This window comes from Klenkia terrae, assembly GCF_900491935.1.
GTDB classification, from domain to species: domain Bacteria; phylum Actinomycetota; class Actinomycetes; order Mycobacteriales; family Geodermatophilaceae; genus Klenkia; species Klenkia terrae.
Map to the genome: position 1 here is coordinate 2,731 of NZ_UEXK01000004.1, position 20,799 is coordinate 23,529.

General features: G+C 74.0%; 20 protein-coding genes and 1 rRNA gene. 6 read left to right on the forward strand and 15 right to left on the reverse strand.

The genetic code is table 11. From position 1 onward, the window contains the following. Positions 1-69 precede the first annotated feature (69 nt). From LFA75_RS00160 to argC, 10 genes are all read right to left on the reverse strand, one after another. Positions 70-1,589 (reverse strand): 16S ribosomal RNA (locus tag LFA75_RS00160). A gap of 347 nt (positions 1,590-1,936) precedes the next feature. Further along, complete coding sequence (gene tyrS, locus LFA75_RS00165) at positions 1,937-3,241, reverse strand: tyrosine--tRNA ligase (protein ID WP_225231761.1); 1,305 nt, start codon at positions 3,239-3,241, stop codon at positions 1,937-1,939. Then, positions 3,238-3,894: a DNA-3-methyladenine glycosylase gene (locus LFA75_RS00170; RefSeq protein ID WP_225231762.1), complete on the reverse strand. Its 657-nt coding sequence runs from the start codon at positions 3,892-3,894 to the stop codon at positions 3,238-3,240. The genes tyrS and LFA75_RS00170 overlap by 4 nt, the downstream gene beginning before the upstream one ends. A gap of 8 nt (positions 3,895-3,902) precedes the next feature. Further along, entirely contained in the window at positions 3,903-5,345 is a 1,443-nt protein-coding gene (argH, locus tag LFA75_RS00175) for an argininosuccinate lyase (protein WP_225231763.1), read from the reverse strand. Continuing rightward, positions 5,342-5,857 carry an arginine repressor gene (locus LFA75_RS00180; RefSeq protein ID WP_225231764.1) on the reverse strand — a complete coding sequence of 172 codons (516 nt, stop codon included), beginning with the start codon at positions 5,855-5,857 and terminating at the stop codon, positions 5,342-5,344. Before LFA75_RS00180 ends, argH begins: the two co-directional genes overlap by 4 nt. Further along, positions 5,854-6,789 (reverse strand): ornithine carbamoyltransferase, encoded by a 936-nt coding sequence (gene argF / locus LFA75_RS00185; RefSeq protein WP_225231765.1) that lies wholly within the window; start codon positions 6,787-6,789, stop codon positions 5,854-5,856. The genes LFA75_RS00180 and argF overlap by 4 nt, the downstream gene beginning before the upstream one ends. After that, the gene (locus LFA75_RS00190; RefSeq protein ID WP_225231766.1) at positions 6,786-7,967 is read right to left on the reverse strand and encodes an acetylornithine transaminase; all 1,182 of its coding nucleotides are present in this window, start codon (positions 7,965-7,967) and stop codon (positions 6,786-6,788) included. The genes argF and LFA75_RS00190 overlap by 4 nt, the downstream gene beginning before the upstream one ends. Further along, the gene (gene argB / locus LFA75_RS00195; protein WP_225231767.1) at positions 7,964-8,962 is read right to left on the reverse strand and encodes an acetylglutamate kinase; all 999 of its coding nucleotides are present in this window, start codon (positions 8,960-8,962) and stop codon (positions 7,964-7,966) included. Before argB ends, LFA75_RS00190 begins: the two co-directional genes overlap by 4 nt. Continuing rightward, a complete protein-coding gene (argJ, locus tag LFA75_RS00200) occupies positions 8,959-10,110 on the reverse strand; it encodes a bifunctional glutamate N-acetyltransferase/amino-acid acetyltransferase ArgJ (protein WP_225231768.1) in 1,152 nt (383 codons plus the stop codon). Before argJ ends, argB begins: the two co-directional genes overlap by 4 nt. Further along, complete coding sequence (argC, locus tag LFA75_RS00205) at positions 10,107-11,147, reverse strand: N-acetyl-gamma-glutamyl-phosphate reductase (RefSeq protein WP_225231769.1); 1,041 nt, start codon at positions 11,145-11,147, stop codon at positions 10,107-10,109. Before argC ends, argJ begins: the two co-directional genes overlap by 4 nt. Positions 11,148-11,230: 83 nt before the next feature. Between argC and LFA75_RS00210 the strand changes: the two genes are divergently transcribed. Together LFA75_RS00210 and LFA75_RS00215 are read left to right on the forward strand one after the other, a co-directional pair. Further along, the gene (locus LFA75_RS00210) at positions 11,231-11,704 is read left to right on the forward strand and encodes a nucleoside deaminase (RefSeq protein ID WP_225231770.1); all 474 of its coding nucleotides are present in this window, start codon (positions 11,231-11,233) and stop codon (positions 11,702-11,704) included. Positions 11,705-11,798: 94 nt separating this feature from the next. Next, the gene (locus LFA75_RS00215; protein ID WP_225231771.1) at positions 11,799-12,695 is read left to right on the forward strand and encodes a diacylglycerol/lipid kinase family protein; all 897 of its coding nucleotides are present in this window, start codon (positions 11,799-11,801) and stop codon (positions 12,693-12,695) included. 9 nt (positions 12,696-12,704) lie between these two features. On the opposite strand, the gene LFA75_RS00220 is transcribed toward LFA75_RS00215, so the two are convergent. Genes LFA75_RS00220 through LFA75_RS00235 form a run of 4 tightly spaced genes read right to left on the reverse strand, consistent with a single transcriptional unit; the run spans position 12,705 to position 17,669 of the window. Further along, on the reverse strand, positions 12,705-13,487 hold the full coding sequence (locus LFA75_RS00220) for an SDR family NAD(P)-dependent oxidoreductase (protein ID WP_225231772.1): 783 nt from the start codon (positions 13,485-13,487) through the stop codon (positions 12,705-12,707). Next, positions 13,480-15,927, reverse strand: a complete 2,448-nt coding sequence (gene pheT, locus LFA75_RS00225) for a phenylalanine--tRNA ligase subunit beta (protein ID WP_225231773.1) — start codon at positions 15,925-15,927, stop codon at positions 13,480-13,482. Before pheT ends, LFA75_RS00220 begins: the two co-directional genes overlap by 8 nt. After that, positions 15,924-16,991, reverse strand: a complete 1,068-nt coding sequence (gene pheS, locus LFA75_RS00230; RefSeq protein WP_225231774.1) for a phenylalanine--tRNA ligase subunit alpha — start codon at positions 16,989-16,991, stop codon at positions 15,924-15,926. The genes pheT and pheS overlap by 4 nt, the downstream gene beginning before the upstream one ends. 39 nt (positions 16,992-17,030) lie before the next feature. Further along, positions 17,031-17,669 carry a TetR family transcriptional regulator gene (locus LFA75_RS00235; RefSeq protein WP_225231775.1) on the reverse strand — a complete coding sequence of 213 codons (639 nt, stop codon included), beginning with the start codon at positions 17,667-17,669 and terminating at the stop codon, positions 17,031-17,033. Positions 17,670-17,730: 61 nt separating this feature from the next. Here LFA75_RS00235 and LFA75_RS00240 point away from each other — a divergent pair, with 61 nt between their 5' ends. The 4 genes from LFA75_RS00240 to LFA75_RS00255 are packed head-to-tail and all read left to right on the forward strand — an operon-like array spanning position 17,731 to position 20,272. After that, positions 17,731-17,937 carry a hypothetical protein gene (locus tag LFA75_RS00240; protein WP_225231776.1) on the forward strand — a complete coding sequence of 69 codons (207 nt, stop codon included), beginning with the start codon at positions 17,731-17,733 and terminating at the stop codon, positions 17,935-17,937. 9 nt (positions 17,938-17,946) lie between these two features. Next, a complete protein-coding gene (locus tag LFA75_RS00245) occupies positions 17,947-18,516 on the forward strand; it encodes a sugar O-acetyltransferase (protein ID WP_225231777.1) in 570 nt (189 codons plus the stop codon). Further along, a complete protein-coding gene (locus LFA75_RS00250; RefSeq protein ID WP_225231778.1) occupies positions 18,513-19,079 on the forward strand; it encodes a TetR/AcrR family transcriptional regulator in 567 nt (188 codons plus the stop codon). The genes LFA75_RS00245 and LFA75_RS00250 overlap by 4 nt, the downstream gene beginning before the upstream one ends. Beyond that, positions 19,076-20,272, forward strand: coding sequence for an MFS transporter (locus tag LFA75_RS00255; protein WP_225231779.1), 1,197 nt, complete (start codon positions 19,076-19,078; stop codon positions 20,270-20,272). Before LFA75_RS00250 ends, LFA75_RS00255 begins: the two co-directional genes overlap by 4 nt. Before the next feature lie 6 nt (positions 20,273-20,278). On the opposite strand, the gene LFA75_RS00260 is transcribed toward LFA75_RS00255, so the two are convergent. After that, on the reverse strand, positions 20,279-20,743 hold the full coding sequence (locus LFA75_RS00260; protein WP_225231780.1) for an ATP-binding cassette domain-containing protein: 465 nt from the start codon (positions 20,741-20,743) through the stop codon (positions 20,279-20,281). Between the last annotated feature and the right edge of the window lie 56 nt (positions 20,744-20,799).

The following is a 20,799-nucleotide window of genomic DNA, read 5'->3' on the forward strand; positions in this document are numbered from 1 at the left end:
TGGGCGTGACTCTGGACCGGACACCCACAGGAGGAACCCCATGGACATGCGCCGGCCAGTGCTCCTTAGAAAGGAGGTGATCCAGCCGCACCTTCCGGTACGGCTACCTTGTTACGACTTCGTCCCAATCGCCGATCCCGCCTTCGACGGCTCCCTCCCACAAGGGGTTGGGCCACCGGCTTCGGGCGTTACCGACTTTCGTGACGTGACGGGCGGTGTGTACAAGGCCCGGGAACGTATTCACCGCAGCGTTGCTGATCTGCGATTACTAGCGACTCCAACTTCATGGGGTCGAGTTGCAGACCCCAATCCGAACTGAGACCGGCTTTTTGGGATTCGCTCCACCTCGCGGTATCGCAGCCCTTTGTACCGGCCATTGTAGCATGTTTGCAGCCCTAGACATAAGGGGCATGATGATTTGACGTCATCCCCACCTTCCTCCGAGTTGACCCCGGCAGTCTCCCATGAGTCCCCACCATGACGTGCTGGCAACATGGAACGAGGGTTGCGCTCGTTGCGGGACTTAACCCAACATCTCACGACACGAGCTGACGACAACCATGCACCACCTGTGTGCGACCCTTACGGACCCACCATCTCTGGAGGATTTCCGCACATGTCAAGCCTAGGTAAGGTTCTTCGCGTTGCATCGAATTAAGCAACATGCTCCGCCGCTTGTGCGGGCCCCCGTCAATTCCTTTGAGTTTTAGCCTTGCGGCCGTACTCCCCAGGCGGGGCGCTTAATGCGTTAGCTGCGGCACGGAGACCGTGGAATGGCCCCCACACCTAGCGCCCAACGTTTACGGCGTGGACTACCAGGGTATCTAATCCTGTTCGCTCCCCACGCTTTCGCTCCTCAGCGTCAGTTGTTGCCCAGAGACCCGCCTTCGCCACCGGTGTTCCTCCTGATATCTGCGCATTTCACCGCTACACCAGGAATTCCAGTCTCCCCTGCAACACTCAAGTCTGCCCGTATCGACTGCAGACCCGGAGTTGAGCTCCGGGCTTTCACAGCCGACGCGACAAACCGCCTACGAGCTCTTTACGCCCAATAATTCCGGACAACGCTTGCACCCTACGTATTACCGCGGCTGCTGGCACGTAGTTGGCCGGTGCTTCTTCTGCAGGTACCGTCACTTTCGCTTCGTCCCTGCTGAAAGAGGTTTACAACCCGAAGGCCGTCATCCCTCACGCGGCGTCGCTGCGTCAGGCTTCCGCCCATTGCGCAATATTCCCCACTGCTGCCTCCCGTAGGAGTCTGGGCCGTGTCTCAGTCCCAGTGTGGCCGGTCACCCTCTCAGGCCGGCTACCCGTCGTCGCCTTGGTAGGCCATCACCCCACCAACAAGCTGATAGGCCGCGGGCCCATCCCCAGCCGAAAAACTTTCCACACAACCCCATGCGAGGCTGAATGAATATCCGGTATTAGCACCAATTTCTTGGAGTTATCCCAGAGCTGAGGGCAGGTTGCCCACGTGTTACTCACCCGTTCGCCACTAATCCACCAGCAAGCTGGCTTCATCGTTCGACTTGCATGTGTTAAGCACGCCGCCAGCGTTCGTCCTGAGCCAGGATCAAACTCTCCGTAGATGAATTTCGATCCAAGGCCGAGAACCAAGAGTTGGCACTCTCGATATCAATCAACCCAACACCCACCCCCCGAGAGGAGTGGGGATCAAACATATGGCACTGACTTTCGGCACGCTGTTGAGTTCTCAAGGAGCGGACGCGCAGGAACTCCAGCCTCGCGGCCTTTGCTTCCCAGCAGATTGTCCATCTCGGCGCTTCGGGCCCGGCCTCGCGGTCGTCCCCGGCGCAGAGAGAAAGTTACGTGGCTGGGCCCCCCGTGTCAAACGGCTCCTGGGGTGACGCCCGCCACGCTCCCGTCACACCCGTGTCACACGCCGTTCACCGACGGCGTCCGCGCAGGTCAGGGGTCAGCGCGGTAGGCGCACGCCGGCGATGTTCCGCTTGCCGCGCCGCAGCACGAGCCATCCGCCGGCGAGCTGGCCGGCCGGGTCGGGCGCGGCCTCCGCGTCGGTGACCCGCTCGTTGTTCAGGTAGGCGCCGCCCTCCTTCACCGTCCGCCGGGCGTCCGACAGCGACGTGGCCAACCCGGTGCGCTGCAGCAGGGCGGCCACCGTGGGCAGTGCCCCGTCGACCAAGTCGTCGTCGGACAGCTCGACGGCACCGGCCTCGCCGAGCGACGCCGTCAGGGTCGACTCCCCCAGGGCGGTGAGGTCGTCCCGGCCGAACAGGGCCCGGCCGGCGGCCTCGGCCTGGTGCAGCTCCGCCTCCCCGTGCACCAACCGGGTGAGGTCCTCGGCCAGGGCTCGCTGGGCCTCCCGGCCCTGGGGCCGGTCGACCGATGCCTGCACCAGGGCGGCGACCTCGTCGGCGGGCCGCTCGGAGAACAGCGGCAGCCAGGCCCGCGCGTCGACGTCGTCGATGCCCAGCCAGTACTGGAAGAACGCGTAGGGGCTGGTGAGCTCGGGGTCCAGCCAGACGGTCGCCCCTTCCGTCTTGCCGATCTTCGTGCCGTCGGCTCGGGTGATCAGTGGTGTGCCGAGGGCGTGCACCGACACCCCGTGGGTGCGGCGGACCAGGTCGGTGCCGGCGGTGATGTTCCCCCACTGGTCGGACCCCCCGGTCTGCAACGTGCAGCCGTGCCGCTCGTGCAGCTCCTTGAAGTCGTTGGCCTGCAGGATCTGGTAGCTGAACTCGGTGTAGCTGATCCCGGCGTCGCTGTTGAGCCGCGCGGAGACCGCCTCCTTGGCCAGCATCCGGTTCACCCGGAAGTTCTTGCCCAGCTCGCGCAGGAAGTCGATGGCCGACAGCGGCGCCGTCCACTCCAGGTTGTTGACGTAGATCGGCGCGGACAGGCCCTGCTCGGCCGCCGGCAGGTCGAGGAACGGGGCGACCCGCGACCGGATCCGCTCCACCCACTCGGCGACCAGCTCCGGGGAGTTCAGCGTCCGCTCGGCCGAGGGACGTGGGTCCCCGATCAACCCGGTGGCCCCGCCGACCAGCACGATCGGCTGGTGGCCGGCGCGCTGCAGGGCCCGCAGCACCATGAACTGGATCAGGTGGCCGACGTGCAGCGAGCGGGCGGTCGGGTCGAACCCGCAGTAGTAGGTGACCGGACCGGCGGCGAGCGCCGCGCGCAGCTCGCCCTCGTCGGTGCTCTGGGCGATGAGCCCGCGGCGGTGGAGGTCGTCGACGACGTCAGCACTACTGGTCACGGTGGTCCATCCTGCCCGGCGGCCCGGGACCGGCGCCGCACCCCTGCGCGGAACGGGCTCACCGTGGGCGCCCCGGTCTCGGTGAACCGCCACGGCAGGTCGGCGGCCTGGGTGATGCCGACCCGGGGGCCGGCGGTGACCGCGGCGGGTGCATCGCCCCGGTGCAACCGGACCGGGGACGACGCCGTCAGCAGGTACCGGTCCCGGTCGTCGGGCCCGATCGCGAGGGCCGAGGTCAACCGGGCGGGTCCCCGGGCCAGGTCGCGCGGCCGGGCCGAGGCCGGCCGACGGGCCCGCGCCACCGACTCGCCCACCACGACCTCACCGGCCCGCAGCAGCACCGCCGACCCCTGGCCCTCGGGACCGACCACGACGTTGGCACACCAGTGCACGCCGTAGCTGAAGTAGACGTACAGGTGCCCGGGCGGTCCGAACATCACCGCTGACCGCGGCGTCGGACCGCGGTGCGAGTGCGCCGCCGGGTCGTCCCCGGCACCGGAGTACGCCTCCACCTCGGTCAGCCGGACGGCGACCGTGCCCTCGGGCCGGTCGGTCACCACCCAGCAGCCCAGCAGGGACGGCGCGACGACGTCCAGCGGGCCGAGCAGGTCCTCGGGGGTGAGGAGCTCGCCCGGCCGCTGGACGTCGGTCACGGGGTGCCTCAGAGGGCGGGGGCCACCGGTGAGGCGCCGGCCCAGGTCCGGTGCTCCCCCACCAGCGCGGTGAGCGCGGTCAGCTGCTCGGCGACCCGCTCGGGCGCCGTCCCGCCACGGGCCTTGCGCGCGGCCAGCGCGCCGGGCACCGACAGCACGGTGCGGACGTCGGGGGTCAGGTGCTCGGAGACCTCGGCCAGCTGGTCGTCGGTGAGCTCGTCGAGCTCGACGCCCAGGGACTCGCAGCGGGCGACCATCGCGCCGCTGATCTCGTGGGCGGACCGGAACGGCACCCCGGCCGACACCAGCCACTCGGCCACGTCGGTGGCCAGCGCGAAGCCCTGCGGGGCCGCGGCCTCGAGCACCTCCGGGCGCAGGGTGAGTGTGGCGACCATGCCGGTGACGGCCGGCAGCAGGAGGGCGAGCTGCTCGACCCCGTCGAAGACCGGCTCCTTGTCCTCCTGCAGGTCCCGGTCGTAGGCCAGCGGCAGGCCCTTGAGCATGGTCAGCAGCCCGGTCAGGTTGCCGACGAACCGGCCGGCCTTGCCGCGGGCCAGCTCGGCGATGTCGGGGTTCTTCTTCTGCGGCATGATCGAGGACCCGGTGGCCCAGGCGTCGTCCAGGCGGGCCCAGCCGAACTCGGTCGACGTCCAGAGCACGACCTCCTCCCCCAGCCGGGACAGGTGGACGCCGAGCAGCGCCGCGGCGAAGCAGAACTCCGCCGCGAAGTCGCGGTCGCTGACCGCGTCGATCGAGTTGTCGGCGGCCCGGTCGAAGCCCAGCTCGGCGGCGACGGCGTCGGGGTCCAGCCGCAGCGAGGAGCCGGCCAGCGCGCCGGCGCCCAGCGGGCTGACCGCGGTCCGGCGGTCCCAGTCGAGCAGGCGGTCGACGTCGCGGGCGAAGGAGTGCGCGTGGGCCAGCAGCTGGTGGCTGATCAGCACCGGCTGCGCGTGCTGCAGGTGGGTCATGCCGGGGGCCGCGACGGTGCGGTAGCGCTCGGCCAGCCCGACCAGGGCCTCCTCCAGGTCGGCGACGTCGCCGACGAGGGCCCGGACGTGGTGCCGCAGGTACAGCTTCAGGTCGGTGGCGACCTGGTCGTTGCGCGACCGGCCGGCCCGCAGCTTGCCGCCCAGGGTGCCGAGCTTGGCGGTCAGCCCGCGCTCGAGGGCCTCGTGCACGTCCTCGTCGGCCTCGATGGCGGTGAAGGTGCCCATCGCGACCTCGGCGGACAGCTCGGTGAGCGCACCGACCATCTGCTCGAGCTCGTCGGCGTCCAGCAGGCCGGCACGGTGCAGCACCCGGGCGTGCGCCCGCGAGCTGGCCAGGTCGAAGGGGGCCAGCCGCCAGTCGACGTCGGTGGACTTGGACAGCGCGGCCATCGCGGCCGACGGCCCGCCGCCGAAGCGGCCTCCCCACAACCGGGTGTCGGATGCGGCGTCTGCGGTGCTCACGGGTGTCCTTCGTGGTCGGGGATCGGGGTGCCGGCGGCGAGGGCCAGCAGGCGTCGGGCCAGCGCGTCGCCGCCGAGCGGGTCGCGGGAGATCACCAGGAGAGTGTCGTCGCCGGCGATGGTGCCCAGGACGTCGGGCAGACCGGTCTTGTCCATGGCCGAGGCCAGGAACTGGGCAGCGCCGGGCGGGGTGCGCAGCACGGCCAGGTTGGCCGACCCCTCGGCGCTGGTCAGCAGCTCGCCGAGCATGCGGGTCAGCCGCCCGGGGGCGGACTGCGCCGGGCGCAGCGGCGCGTTCTCCGGCGGCAGCACGTAGGAGGCCGGTGCGCCGTCGGAGCCGCGCAGCTTGACCGCGCCCAGCTCCTCCAGGTCCCGGGACAGCGTCGCCTGGGTGACCTCGACGCCGGACTCCCCCAGCAGCCGGGCCAGCTGGGTCTGCGAGGTGATCGGCTGACCGGCGATGAGCTCGGCGATCCGGGCGTGCCGGGCCGAGCGGGTCAGCGCGCCGGTCACCGCTGCGCCAGCAACCAGGTGAGCAGCGCCTTCTGCGCGTGCAGCCGGTTCTCCGCCTCGTCCCAGACGGCGCTCTGCGGCCCGTCGATCACCTCGGCCGCGATCTCCTTGCCCCGGTAGGCCGGCAGGCAGTGCAGGACCACGGCGTCCGACGCGGCCCGGGCCAGCGCCGCCTCGTCCAGGGCGTAGGGCAGGAACGGGGCGATCCGGGTGTCGACCTCGTCCTCCTGGCCCATGGAGACCCAGGTGTCGGTGGCCAGCACGTCGGCGCCGTCCGCGGCCGCCGCCGGGTCGGCGGTCCAGGTGACCGAGCCGCCGGTCCGGGCGGCGACCTCGGCGGCCCGGGCCATGATCGCGGCGTCCGGGCGGTACTCCTCGGGCGAGCCGATCCGGACGTGCATGCCCGCGGTCGCGCCGCCCAGGGCGTAGGAGTGCGCCATGTTGTTGGCGCCGTCGCCCAGGTAGGTCAGCGTCAGCCCGGCCAGGGTCGGCCGCCGCTCGGCGATGGTCTGCAGGTCGGCCAGGATCTGGCACGGGTGGTAGTCGTCGGTGAGTGCGTTGACCACCGGGACGCGGCTGACCGCGGCCATGGCCTCCAGCCGCGACTGGGCGAAGGTGCGCCAGACGATCGCCTCGACCTGCCGGTCGAGCACGCGGGTGGTGTCCTCCACCGGCTCGCCCCGGCCCAGCTGGGAGGACCTGGCGTCGATGACCAGCGGGTAGCCGCCGAGCTCGGCGACCCCCACCGAGAAGGACACCCGGGTGCGGGTGGAGGGCTTGTCGAAGATCACCGCCACCGCCTTCGGCCCGGCCAACGGGGTCGGCGCGTCCGGGGTGTGCCGGGTCTTCTTCAGCTCCGCGGCCAGGGCCAGCACCTCGGCCTGCTCGGCCGGGGTGAGGTCGTCGTCCTTGGTGAAGTGCCGGGGGCTCACGGTGCGGTCTCCAGTGCTGCGTCGAGGACGGGGGGCAGGGCGGCCACGAAGTGGTCCACCTGCTCGTCGGTGACCACCAGCGACGGCGCCAGCCGGACGACGCCGGGGGCGACGGCGTTGGTCAGGTACCCGGCCGCGCGCAGGCCCACCTCGACCTGGGGGGCGACGTCGGCGGTGAGGACGACGCCCAGCAGCGCGCCCCGGCCACGGACCCCGCTGATCCCGGCGTGGCCCAGGCCCTCGATGCCGGTGGTGAACCGGTGCTCGAGGTCCTTGGCCCGCTCGAGCAGGCCCTCGTCGCGGATGGTGTCCAGCACGGCCAGCGCGGCCGCGGCGGCGATCGGGTTGCCGCCGAAGGTGGAGCCGTGGGACCCCGCGCCCAGCAGTTCCGCGGCGTCGCCGAAGGCCAGCGTGGCGCCCAGCGGCAGCCCGCCGCCCAGCGACTTGGCCATGGTGACCACGTCGGGGGTGACGCCGTCGGCGGCGTGGGCGAACCACTGCCCGGTCCGGCCCATCCCGGTCTGCACCTCGTCGACGGCGAACAGCGCGCCGACCGCGTGCGCCTGGGCCTGCGCGGCGGCCAGGTAGCCGGCCGGGGCGGGCAGCACGCCACCCTCGCCCAGCATCGGCTCGAGCAGAACCATGGCCGTTTCGTCGGTGAACTGCAGGGCATCCGGGTCGCCGTAGGGCACGTGCCGGACGCCGCCGGGGAGCGGGGCGAAGGCCTGCGCCTTGGCCGGCTGCCCGGTGAGCGCCAGCGAGCCCATGGTCCGGCCGTGGAACGAGCCCAGCGCGGCGACCACCTCGGGCCGGCCGGTGAGCCGGCTGATCTTGAAGGCTGCCTCGTTGGCCTCGGCGCCGGAGTTGCAGAAGAACACCCGCCCGGGCCGGCCGGCCAGCTCCAGCAGCCGCTCGGCCAGGGTGACCCCGACCTCGTGCATCGCCAGGTTGGACACGTGGCCGAGCCGCGCGGCCTGGTTCGTGATCGCGGCGACGACGGCGGGGTGCGCGTGGCCCAGGATCGTGGTGGCGATGCCACCGAGCAGGTCGACGTACTCGCGGCCGTCGACGTCCCAGACCGACGCCCCGCGCCCGTGCGCCAGGGCGACCGGCGGGGTCTTGTAGTTGTGCATCATCACCGCCGACCAGCGGCGGGCCAGCTCCTCGGTGTGCGTCATGCTGCCTCCCCCTCGGTCGGTGAGGGCACGACCATCGTGCCGGTGCCCTCGGTGGTGAACATCTCCAGCAGCAGGGCGTGCGGCAGCCGGCCGTCGACGACGGTCGCGCGCTGCACACCGCCCTGCACGGCTCGCAGGCACGCGGCCATCTTCGGGATCATCCCGGCGTCCAGCGTCGGCAGGATCGTCTCCAGCTCGGCGGCGTCGATCTGCTCGACCAGCGAGGACTTGTCCGGCCAGTCGGAGTACAGGCCCTCGACGTCGGTGAGCACGACGAGCTTGACCGCACCCAGGGCGACGGCCAGTGCGGCCGCGGCGGTGTCGGCGTTGACGTTGTGCAGCTGGCCGTCGACGTCGGGGGCGACGGTGGCGACGACCGGGATGTGCCCGGTCTCCAGCAGGGCGGTCACCGGCGTCGGGTCCACGGCCACGACATCGCCGACCAGGCCGACGTCGACCTGCTCGCCGCCGACGGTGGCGGTGGTGCGCTCGGCGGTGAACAGCCGGCCGTCCTCGCCGGACAGGCCGACCGCCAGCGGTCCGTGGGAGTTGATCAGCCCGACGACCTCGGGGCCGACCTGGCCCACCAGCACCATCCGGACGACACCGATGGTCTCCGGGGTGGTGACCCGCAGCCCGCCGCGGAACTCGCTCTCCACGCCCAGCCGGGACAGCATCGCGCTGACCTGGGGACCGCCGCCGTGCACGACGACCGGCAAGATGCCGCAGGTCCGCAGGAAGACCATGTCCTCGGCGAAGGCGGCCCGGCACTCCTCGTCGACCATGGCGTGCCCGCCGTACTTCACGACCACGACGTTGCCGTGGAACTCCTTGAGCCACGGCAGCGCGCCGGTGAGCACGGCGACCTTGGCCGCGTCGCCCGCCGGGTCCGGGGTGCGCATGACCCGGCTGGTGCCGTAGCGCCGCTTGGGTGGCGCCTCGTCGGGCCGGACGTCGGGCGGGCTGGGGTCCTGGGCTGCAGGCGGGGTGCTCATGTGGAGTAGGCCGAGTTCTCGTGCACGTAGGCGAGGGACAGGTCGTTGGTCCAGATCGTGGCCTGCTCGGGGCCGGCGGCCAGATCGACGTCGATGGCGATGGCCCGGCCGGTGAGGTCCACGCCGTCCCGGTCGTCGCCGATGGCTCCGCCACGGCAGACGGTGACCCCGTTGATGGTCACGTCGACCCGGTCGGCCTCGAAGGCCGCGTCGGTGGTGCCGATCGCGGCGAGCACCCGGCCCCAGTTGGGGTCGTTGCCGAACAGCGCGGTCTTGAGCAGGTTGTTCCGGGCGCAGGCCCGCCCGGCGGTCAGCGCGTCGGCGACGGTGGCCGCGCCGCGCACGGTGATCGCGATGTCCTTGGTGGAGCCCTCGGCGTCGGCCAGCAGCTGCATCGCCAGGTCCAGGCAGGCGGCGTCCAGCGCCGCGCCGAGCTCCTCGGCGGTCGGGCTCACCCCGCTGGCTCCGTTGGCCAGCACCAGCACGGTGTCGTTGGTGGACAGGCAGCCGTCGCTGTCGACGCGCTCGAAGGAGTGCGCGGTGGCGTGCCGCAGCGCGGGCTCGAGCACCTCGGCGGGGACCACGGCGTCGGTGGTGAGGACGACGAGCATCGTGGCCAGGCTGGGCGCCAGCATGCCGGCGCCCTTGGCCATGCCGCCGACCGTCCAGCCGGTGCCGGCCTGCACCGTCGTCTTGGGCACCGAGTCGGTGGTCATGATCGCCCGGGCGGCGTCCGGGCCGCCCTCGGCGGACAGCCGGCCGGCCGCGTCGGTGACCCCGGCGGTGAGCAGGTCCATCGGCAGCCGGACGCCGATCAGCCCGGTGGAGGCCACCGCGACCTCGCCGGCGCCCAGGCCGAGGGTCGAGGCGACGTGCTCGGCGGTGGCATGGGTGTCCTGGAAGCCGCCCGGCCCGGTGCACGCGTTGGCGCCGCCGGAGTTCAGCACGACCGCCCGGACCCGATCGCCGGCGAGGACCTGCCGGGACCACAGCACGGGGGCGGCCGGGAACCGGTTGGTCGTGAACACGGCCGCGGCCGCGTCGTCGGGCCCGTCGTTGACGACGAGGGCCACGTCGGGGTCGCCGGAGGACTTCAGCCCGGCGGCGACGCCGGCGGCCCGGAAGCCCTGCGGGGCGGTGGTGCTCACGGTGCGACCCCCACGAGGGGCAGGCCGAGGGTCTCGGGCAGGCCGAGGGCGATGTTGGCGCACTGGATCGCGCCGCCCGCCGTCCCCTTGGTCAGGTTGTCGACCGCGGCGACGACGACCAGCCGGCCGGCGTCGGGGTCGACGGTGACCTGCAGGGCGACCGTGTTGGCCCCCAGGACGGCGGCCGTGGTCGGCCACTGGCCCTCGGGCAGCACGTGCACGAAGGGCTCGTCGGCGTAGGCCTCGACGTACGCGGCCCGGGCGGCCGCGGCGTCGACGCCGGGGCGGACCTTGGCCGAGCAGGTGGCCAGGATGCCGCGGGCCATCGGGACCAGGGTGGGGGTGAAGCTCACGCCCACAGGTGTACCGGCGACCTCCGACAGGTTCTGGATCATCTCCGGGGTGTGCCGGTGGACCCCGCCGACGCCGTAGGCGCTGGCCGCGCCCATGACCTCGGAGCCGATCAGGTTGGGCTTGGCGGCCCGGCCGGCACCCGAGGTGCCCGACGCGGCGACCACGACGACCTCGGGCTCGACCAGCCCGGCGGCCAGGGCGGGCGCCATGGCCAGCGAGACGCTGGTCGGGTAGCAACCGGGCACCGCGATCCGCCGTGCCCCGGCCAGCTTGTCCCGCTGACCGGGCAGCTCGGGCAGGCCGTAGGGCCAGGTGCCGGCGTGCTCGCTGCCGTACCACCGCTGCCAGGCGGCGGGGTCGGCGAGCCGGTGGTCCGCGCCGCAGTCGAGCACCAGCACGTCGTCGGGGAGACCGGCGGCGATGGCCCCGGACGCACCGTGCGGCAGGGCCAGCACGACGACGTCGTAGCCGGCGAGGTCGGCCGGGTCGGAGGGCTGCACGACCATGTCGGCGTAGGGCAGCAGGTGGGGCTGGGACTCCCCCAGGCGTCGGCCGGCGCTCGATGCCGCGTGCACCCCGGCCAGCTGCAGCTGCGGGTGCCCGGCCAGCAGCCGGCACACCTCACCGCCCGCGTACCCGGTGGCGCCGGTGACCCCGACCGTCCACGTCCGCTCTGCGCTCACGATGCATGAGTATGCACTACGCCGGATGACCGTGCAGTCGAGGGGTGCGGGCCGGCGCACCCCTGCTCGTCCAGGATGGACCCGTGACCACGACCCCGCCGGACCCCGACGCCGACCGCCGCTTCCTCGCGCTGGCGGTGGAGCAGGCACGCACCGGGTGGGCCGAGGGCGGGGTGCCCATCGGCGCCGCCCTCGTCGTCGACGGCGATGTGCTCGCCGTCGGGCGCAACCGCCGGGTGCAGATGGACAGCGCGATCCGGCACGGGGAGACCGACTGCATCGAGCGGGCCGGCCGACTGCCGGCGTCGGTCTACCGGCGCAGCACGCTCTACACGACCCTGTCGCCCTGCTGGATGTGCGCCGGGACCGCGCTGCTCTACGAGATCCCGCGGGTCGTCGTCGGGGAGAACCGCAGCTTCCAGGTGTCGGAGTCGCTGCTGCGCTCGCACGGCGTGCAGGTCGACGTGCTCGACGACGCCGACTGCCTGGCACTGATGCAGCAGATGCTCGCCGAGCGGCCCGCGCTGTGGCTGGAGGACATCGGCGAGGAGGCGTGAGCACCCGGTCGGGCGCCGGGGTCCGCTGACCCGGAGGATCACGGGCGCGGGGCGCACGCCCCGCGCCCGTGATCGTCTGCCTGGAAGGGTCCCCGTGGCCGCGTTCGACCGGATCGTGATCGTCTTCAACCCGCACAGCACGGGTGACGCCCCGACCCTGGCCCGCGAGCTGCGCGACGACCTGGCCGAGCAGCACCCCGACCTCCCGCTGGAGATGGCCCCCACCGAGCGGGCCGGGCACGGCCGCGAGCTCGCCGCGGCTGCGGCCCGCGCCGGCCGGCCGCTGGTGGTGTCGGTGAGCGGGGACGGCGGCTACAACGACGTCGTCAACGGCCTGATGGACGCCGGCAACCCCGACGCGGTGGCCGCGGTGCGCGGGGCCGGCAACGCCAACGACCACCGGCGAGCCACCAAGCGTCGGCCGCTGGACGCCGCGATCACCCACGCGCTGCGCACCGGGAAGACGGCCCGGTTCGACCTGCTGCGGCTGACCCTGACCCCGGCGGGCGGGGAACCGGTGGTCCGGTACGCGCACTCCTACATCGGGCTGGGCATCACGCCGGTGGTCGCGGTGGACATCGAGGAGGGCGGCAAGGGGTCCTGGCGGGAGATCGTCGCCGTCGTCCGCGGGTTCCGGCGGTTCCGGCCGTTCCCCGTCGACCTGGCCGACGGCTCCCGGATCGAGGTGGACAGCCTGCTCTACGCCAACATCGACCGGATGGCGAAGGTGGCCACCCTCTCCGACGACGGGCGCCCGGACGACGGCGAGTTCGAGCTGGTGCTGCTCCCCCACCACAGCAAGCTGCGGGTGCTGCTCACCGCGCTGCGCTCGGCCACCGTGGGCCTGGGTCCGCAGCCGCACGAGACGCACCACGAGCTGACCATCCGCAGCCCGATGCCGCTGCAGCTGGACGGCGAGCTGGTCGAGCTGGACGCCGACACCCACGTCGCCGTGGACATCGCCGCGGGAGCCCTGCGCACCGTCGGCTGAGCGCGGGCCTCAGGCGACCGGGTCGCCCGCTCCGTAGGGGGTGAGCCGCACCTGGCGCTGGGTGCCGGTGGGCGTCGTCGCGGCGAGGGTGTCCACGGCGTCCTTGCCGGCCCGCACGAACCGGCCCGACCAGGCGTCCAGCCGGCCCGCGGCGATCGCGGCCACCAGCTCGACGACGGCGTCGGCCGGCGTCCAGTCGGTGAAGCCCTCCCACATGGCCATGGAGCGGGTCATCGGGGTATCCACCACGCCCGGCGCGACGTCGAAGGCCAGCACGCCGGCCGCGGCCAGGGACTCGGTGATCCGCAGCTGGCCGGCCTTGCCGACGGAGTAGGCGCTGTAGTCCGGGTTCGCCCGGGTGGACATGCCGCTGGCCAGGTCCACCACCCGCCCAGACCCCCGGGCCACCATCGCCGGGACGACGGCCTGCACCAGATGGAACGGCCCGCGCAGCTGGCTCTCCACCACCGACCACCACTGCTGCGGGTCGGCCTCCCACACCGGCACCTCGGCCGCGTCGATCAGCCCGGCGTTGTTGACCAGGAGGTCGACCGGCCCCAGCTCGTCGGTGACCCGCTGCACCGCGGCCCAGACCGCGGCCAGGTCGGTGACGTCGGCCGGCACCGCGAGGCCGCCGAACCCCGCGAGCGCCTCGGCCAACCGGTCGGCGCCGCGGGCCAGCCCGGCCACCCGGGCACCGCGCTCGGCGAGCCCGCGGGCCACCGCCAGCCCGATCCCGGTGGAGGCGCCGGTGACCAGCGCGACCTGCCCGGCCAGCGGCCCCTCAGCCACGGCGCACGGCGCCGACGGCACCGGCCGCCCGCAGCGCGGCGTCCACGGCCTCGCCGACCTCCGCCCGGGTCAGCGTGCGGTCCGTCGCCCGGAAGGTGAGCGCGTAGGCGAGCGACCTCTGCCCCTCGCCGGCCTGCTCGCCGGTGTACACGTCGAACAGCCGGAGGTCCTCCAGCAGCTCGCCGGCGCCCGAGCGCAGGGCGGCCTCCACGTCGGCGGCCGGCACGTCCGCCGGCACCGACAGCGCGAGGTCCGAGTGCACCGGCGGGAACGCCGAGATGTGCGGACCCTGGGCCACGGCCTTCGCCGGCAGCGCGGCCAGGTCGAGCTCCATCACGCAGGTCCGCGGCGGCAGCTCGAGCGCGGCGCACACCCGCGGGTGCAGCTCGCCCGCGTGGCCCACGACGGTGTCGCCGACCAGCAGCTGGGCGCAGCGGCCCGGGTGCCAGGGCAGCTGGTCACCGGCCCGCACGGTCAGCTCGACCCCGGCGGCGCCGGCCACGGTGCGGGCGGCCTGCACGGCGTCGGCCCAGTCGGCGGCCCGGCCCGGGCCCCAGTGCCCGCGGGGCTCGCGCAGCCCGGTGAGCGCCACGCCGACGTGCCACGGCTGGTCCGGGACGGCGCCCAGCAGCGCGGCGAGGGTCTCGCCGTCCGGCCGGCGGTCGACCGAGGGCAGCGGGGCGACTGCGCCGTCCCCGGGCAGGAAGACCGCGCCGAGCTCGAAGACCGCCAGGTCGCGCTGGCCCCGGCCCAGGTTGCGGGCCAGCGTGGCCAGCAGGCCGGGCAGCAGCGAGCCGCGCAGCAGCGGCTCCTCGTCCGACAGCGGGTTGCGCAGCGCGTGCAGGCCCTCGGCGGGCAGCCCCAGGGTGGCCAGCACGCTCGCCCCGACGAACGGGTAGGACGGCGCCTCGACGTACCCGGCGTCGGCCAGCGCCCGGCCCACCGAGCGGCGCCGCCGCTGGTCGGCGGTGAGCCCGCGGCCGGGCGGGACGGTGGGCAGCACACCCGGGATCTCGTCGTAGCCCACCGCGCGCACCACCTCCTCGACGAGGTCGGCCGGGTCGGTCAGGTCCGGGCGCCAGGACGGCGGGGTGACCGTGAGCACCGCGCCCTCGGGGGCGACGGAGCAACCCACGATGCGCAGCGCGTCGATCACGGTGTCCGCACCGATCGGGATGCCGGCCACGGCCTGCGGCCGGTCGGCACGCAGGGCGATCTCCGGCCGGGGGCCGCGGGTGTCCACGTCGACCACCCCGCCCACGACGCGGGCACCGCCGTACGTGGCCAGCAGCTCGGCGGCGCGGGCCAGGGCCACCACGGTGACGTCGGGGTCGGTGCCGCGCTCGAAGCGCTTGGCGGCCTCGCTGGGCAGCTTGTGCCGGCGCACCCCGCGACCGATGCCCGAGGGCTCCCAGTGCGCGGCCTCCAGCAGCACCGCGGTGGTCGAGCCGGAGATCTCGGTGCTGGCCCCGCCCATCACGCCGGCCAGGCCGATCGGGCCGGACTCGTCGGTGATCAGCAGGTCGTCGGCGTCCAGCGCGCGGTCGACGCCGTCCAGGGTGGTCAGCCGCTCGCCGGGGCGGGCGGTGCGGACGACGACCGGTCCGCGCAGGGCGTCGCGGTCGAAGGCGTGCATCGGCTGGCCGAGCTCGAGCATCACGTAGTTGGTCACGTCGACGGCCAGCGAGATCGAGCGGATGCCGCAGCGCGACAGCCGGCGGCGCAGCCACCACGGGCTGGGCGCTGTCGGGTCCAGGCCCTCGACCGCGACCATCGAGAACCGGTCGCAGCGCTGCGGGTCCTCGACCTCGACGGTCCAGGCCGGCTCGCCGGGCCAGGCCGGCGGGGTGGCGGCGGCCGGGTCGCGCCAGGGTGCGCCGAGCGCGCCGGCCACCTCGCGGGCGATGCCGCGGATGGCCATGCAGTAGCCGCGGTCGGTGGTGACCTCGAGGTCGAAGACCACGTCGTCCAGGCCGACGACGCCAGCCGCGGGGGTGCCCGGCTCGATGCCGTCGGTGCCCAGCACCAGGATGCCGTCGTGGTCCTCGCCCACGCCCAGCTCGCGGGAGCTGCAGATCATGCCGTCGGAGACGTGGTCGTAGGTGGTGCGGGCGGCGATGGCGAAGTCGCCGGGCAGCACGGCCCCGGGCAGCGCCACGACCACCAGGTCGCCGACGGCGAAGTTGCGCGCGCCGCAGACGATGCCCTGCGGGGTCGCGTTGCCGACGTCCACCTGGCAGTAGCGGATCGGCTTCTTGAAGCCGGTGAGCTCCTCGATCTCCAGCACCCGGCCGACGACCAGCGGGCCGGTCGTGGCCGGGGCGCGCAGCACGTCCTCGACCTCGAGGCCCTGCCGCACGAAGACGGTGTCCAGCTCCGCGACGCCGGTGCCCGCGGGCAGGTCGACGTGCTCGGACAACCAGCTGACGGGGACCTTCACTGCTCGACTCCGAACGCTCGTGTGAACCGGACGTCGCCCTCGACGATGTCGTGCATGTCCGACACCCCGTGCCGGAACTGCAGGGCCCGCTCGATGCCCATGCCGAAGGCGAACCCGCCGTACTCCTCGGGGTCGATCCCGCAGGCCACCAGCACCCGCGGGTTGACCATCCCGCAGCCGCCCCACTCGACCCACTGCGGGCCGTCGCGGTGCTCGGGGAACCAGACGTCGAACTCCGCCGACGGCTCGGTGAACGGGAAGAAGTGCGGCCGCCAGCGGATCTCGGACTCCGGCCCGAACAACGCCTTGGCCAGCGCCTCCAGCGTGCCCCGCAGGTGCGCCATGGTCAGCCCGCGGTCGATGGCCAGGCCCTCGACCTGGTGGAAGACCGGGGTGTGGGTGGCGTCGAGCTCGTCGGTGCGGAAGACCCGGCCCGGGGCGACGACGTAGATCGGCGGGGTGCGCTCGAGCATGGTGCGGGCCTGCACCGGCGAGGTGTGCGTGCGCAGCACCAGGCCCGAGCCCTCGGGGGCGACGAAGAAGGTGTCGGCCAGGGAGCGGGCCGGGTGGTCGGGGCCGGTGTTGAGGGCGTCGAAGTTCAGCCACTCGCTCTCCAGCTCCGGGCCCTCGGCGACCTCGTAGCCCATGCCGACGAAGATGTCGGCGATCCGGTCCTGGATGGTGGTCAGCGGGTGCCGGGCGCCGACCGGCGCGCGGTCGGCGGGCAGCGTGACGTCGACCCGCTCCTCGGCCAGCACCCGCTCGTCCCGCTCGGCGGACAGCACGGCCAGCCGCGCGTCGTAGGCCTCGGTGAGCGCGAGGCGGGCGGTGTTGACCCGCTGCCCGGCGTCCTTGCGCGCGGCCGGGGGCAGCGCGCCGAGCTCGCGGCGGGCCAGCAGGACCGGCCCCCGGTCACCCAGGTGCGCGGGCCGGACGGCGGCGAGCTGGTCGAGGTCGGCGGCGCCGGCGAAGGCGGCCAGGCCCTCGCGCACCGCCGAGTCGAGGGCCTCCGGGGAGAGGGCCGCGACCTGCTTGGGGTCGAATGGATCGTTGGCGCCGGACACGGGAGGCCATTGTGCCTGGCGCCCCCGAGCCGCCGTCCCTCAGTCGGCCGGGGCCGGGGGCAGCAGGGCCGACAGGCCGCCCCACGCGAGGGCGGTCAGCTGGTCCACCAGCTCGGCCGAGGTGACGCTGCGCTCCGAGGACCACCAGTGCGCGGCGAGCTGCACCATGCCCACCACGCCGTAGGCCCAGGTGTGCGTGCCCTCGGGCCCGCGGCCCAGGGACGCCAGCCGCTCGGCCATCACCCACGCCAGCGCCTCGGCGACCTCGCGCTCGGTCTGCGCCACCAGGTCGGCGCGGCCGGACCGGCCGGCCTGCGCGTAGGCGAACCGGTAGAGGGCCGGCTCCTCCTCGATGATCGCCACGAAGGCGGCCACCACCGCGCGCAGCCGCTCCTGGTCGGTGGCCCGGTCCAGGGCGAGCTCGCCCAGCAGGCGGGGCAGCAGGATCTCGGTGCTGATCTGCTCCAGGACGGCGTCGACCAGCTCGTCCTTGTCGGTGAAGTACCGGTAGAGCACCGTCTTGCTGACCCCCGCGGTGCGGGCCACGTCGTCGACGGCCAGCTCCGGACCGGTCCGGCGCACCGACTCCACGGCGGCGGTGACGAACTCGACGCGGCGGACCCGGCGGTGCTCGGTCCACCGCGAGGAGCGTCCGTCGGAGCGGCCGGAGGGTGTCACGGCTCAGGAGTCTCCCAGGCTGCTCCCCACGACCGACGACGTGTTCGTCAGACTGCGCTGCGTGACCTCTCCCGCCGGAGTGCCGGCCGCCGCCCTGACCGTGCTGGTGGCCGTGCTGGCGACCGCGTGCTCGTCGTCCCCCGCCGCCGAGGTCGTGGAGACCCCCTACGCCGGCGGCCAGCACACGACGACGTCGGTGGACCAACCGCAGACCCCGCGAGCGCCAGGCCTGACGAGGTTCTGTACGTACGTACACATCGTGGGCTAGGGTCCCGGCGTGACCGACGAGCGCTCGATGCGCGACCGCATGCTGGCCGGCGACGCCTACATCGCCGACGACCCCGACCTGCGCCGGGAGAACCTCCGCGCCCAGACCCTCACCCACCGCTACAACGCCCTCGACCCGGCCGACGCCGAGGCCCGCCGGGCGCTGCTCACCGACCTGCTCGGGGCGTTCGGCGAGGGCAGCACCATCCGGGCGCCCTTCCACTGCGACTACGGCTACCGGACCACGGTCGGCGCCGGCACCTTCGTGAACTGGGGCCTGGTCGCCCTGGACGTCGGCCCGATCACCATCGGCGACGCCGTGCAGATCGGGCCGGGCGTGCAGCTGCTGACCGCCACCCACCCGGTCGAGCCCGGCCCGCGGCGCGAGGGCTGGGAGGGGTCGGCCCCGATCACCCTGGAGGACAACGTCTGGCTCGGCGGCGGCGTCGTCGTGCTGCCCGGGGTCACCATCGGCCGGGACAGCGTCGTCGGCGCGGGCTCGGTGGTCACCCGCGACGTGCCGCCGGGGGTGGTGGTCGTCGGCAACCCGGCCCGGGTGGTCCGGGACATCACCCCGTGACGACTGCCCGGACGACGGCGGCCCGCCGGCACGACCCGGACCGCCGGGACCGGCTGGTCGACGTCACCATCGACGTGATCGCCGAGCACGGCCTCGCCGGGCTGACCGCGCGGCGGATCGCCACCGCGGCCGACGTCCCGCTGGGCTCGGTGAGCTACCACTTCACCGGTCTGGACGGGCTGGTCCGCGAGGCCTTCACCCGGCACGCGCACGGCATGGCCGAGGTGTTCGCCGCGCACTTCGCCGGCGTCACCGACCGGGCCTCGATGCTGGACGCCGCCACGGACTTCGTGCTGGGCGGTCACCTGGCGACGTCCCGGCAGTGGGCGATCGCCTACGAGCTCTACCTGGCCGCCATGCGCGACCCCGCGCTGCGCGAGATCACCGAGGCCTGGATGCAGAGCAGCCGGGACACCCTGCAGCGCGTGCTGGAGCCCGACCTCGCCCGCGCCCTGGACGGCGTCATGGAGGGCCTGACCATGCACGCCATCCTCACCACCTCCCCACCCACCCGCGAGGAGACCCGCACCGTGCTCGCCCGCGTCCTGGAGGTCGCCCCGTGACCGCCACCGCTCCCCCGCCGACCCGGCAGCTGCGCCGCGCGCGGGTCGCCGTGGCCACCTGCTTCGCGCTCAACGCCGTCTTCTACGCCAACCTGGTGCCCCGGCTCCCCGAGCTGCGCGACGAGCTCGGCCTGTCCAACGCGGCGCTGGGCACCGCGCTGGCCGCCGCCCCGCTGGGGGCCCTGGTCATGGGCCCGGCCGCCGCGGTGCTGATCGCCCGGCTGGGCTCCGGCCCGGTCGCCTCGCTCGGGCTGACCGGGCTCGGCGTGGGCGTGGCCATCGCCGCCTCGGCCCCCAACTGGGCGGTGCTGGCCGGCGCGCTGCTGCTGGTCGGCGCGTTGGACACCATCGTCGACGTCGCCCAGAACGCCCACGGCCTGCGCGTCCAGCGCGGCTACGGCCGGTCGATCCTCAACGCGCTGCACGGGCTGTGGAGCCTGGGCGCGGTGGCCGGCGGGCTCCTGGGCTCGGCGGTCGCCGGGCTGGGGGTGTCCCTGGAGGTGCACCTGTGGGTGACGGCCGCGGTGTTCGGCGTGGTCGCCCTCGCCGTCCGGGCCTGGATGCTGCCCGGCCGGGACACCCCCGAGGACGACGCCACGACGGCGCCGGCCCCGGCGGACGGCGCCCGCAGCCACCGGCGGGCGGCGGTCGGCGCCCTGGCGGTGCTGGGCGTGCTCGCCGCGATGGGGGCCTTCATCGAGGACTCCGCGGCGTCGTGGAGCGCGATCTGGCTGCGCGACGACCTGGGCGCGACCGTGGTCACCGCCGGGCTGGGCTTCGTGGCCTTCCAGGTGGCGATGACCGCCGGCCGGCTGACCGGGGACCGGGTGGTCGACCGGTTCGGCCAGCGCCGGGTGGCCCGGGTGGGCGGCGCGGTCATCGCGGCCGGGTTCGCGCTGATGCTGGCCGCGCCCACCGTGCCGACGACGCTGGTCGGGTACGCGCGGGCCGGGCTGGGCGTGGCCACCCTGGTGCCGGCGGTCTACGCGGCGGCCGACGAGCTGCCCGGGCTGGGCGCCGGGGTCGGGCTGACCGTGGTCACCCTGCTGCTGCGGATCGGCTTCCTGGTGTCCCCGCCGCTGATCGGGCTGATCGCCGACGGCGTGGGCCTGCGGGTGGGCCTGCTGACCGTGGTGGTGGCCGGGGTCCTGGTGCTCGTGCTGGGCCGCGCGCTGCGGACCCGGGTCGGCTGAGCCGGGTCACCGCTCCGGTGCCGGGTCGGCCAGCGCGGCGACGACGCCGAGCAGGACCAGGCCCAGCGCCGGGGCGGCGACCACCCAGGGCGCCCGCTCCAGGTAGCCGGTCGTCTCGGCCAGCGCCCGGCCCCACTCCGGTGACTCCGCGCCGGCGCCCAGGCCGAGGAACGACAGCCCGGCCGAGACCAACGCGCCGTGGCCGAACCGGGCGAGCACGTCGCGGCCCAGCGCAGCGGACGCCAGGTCGCGGGGCCGGCGCCGACGACCTCGGTGTCGGCGATGCGCACGATGCCGGGTGACCCGCAGGCCGGGCGGGGTGAGCCCGAGCAGGGCGGCGACCAGCTGCGACTTCCCGGCGCCGGAGGAGCCGACGACGCCGACCCGCTCGCCGACGGCCAGGTCGGAGCCGACGCCGTCCACCAGCCGCCGTCCGGGCAGGGCGACGGACAGGTCGTGCACGCGCAGCACTCGCAGCTCCTCGGACCAGGGGCAAGCCCGACCCCAACTGCGAGGTCTTCGCATCG

Excerpts from the sequence above, each read along its gene's own strand:
- argB (WP_225231767.1), bottom strand. The coding sequence starts at position 8,962 with ATGAGCACCCCGCCTGCAGCCCAGGACCCCAGCCCGCCCGACGTCCGG.
- LFA75_RS00190 (WP_225231766.1), bottom strand. The coding sequence starts at position 7,967 with ATGACGCACACCGAGGAGCTGGCCCGCCGCTGGTCGGCGGTGATGATG.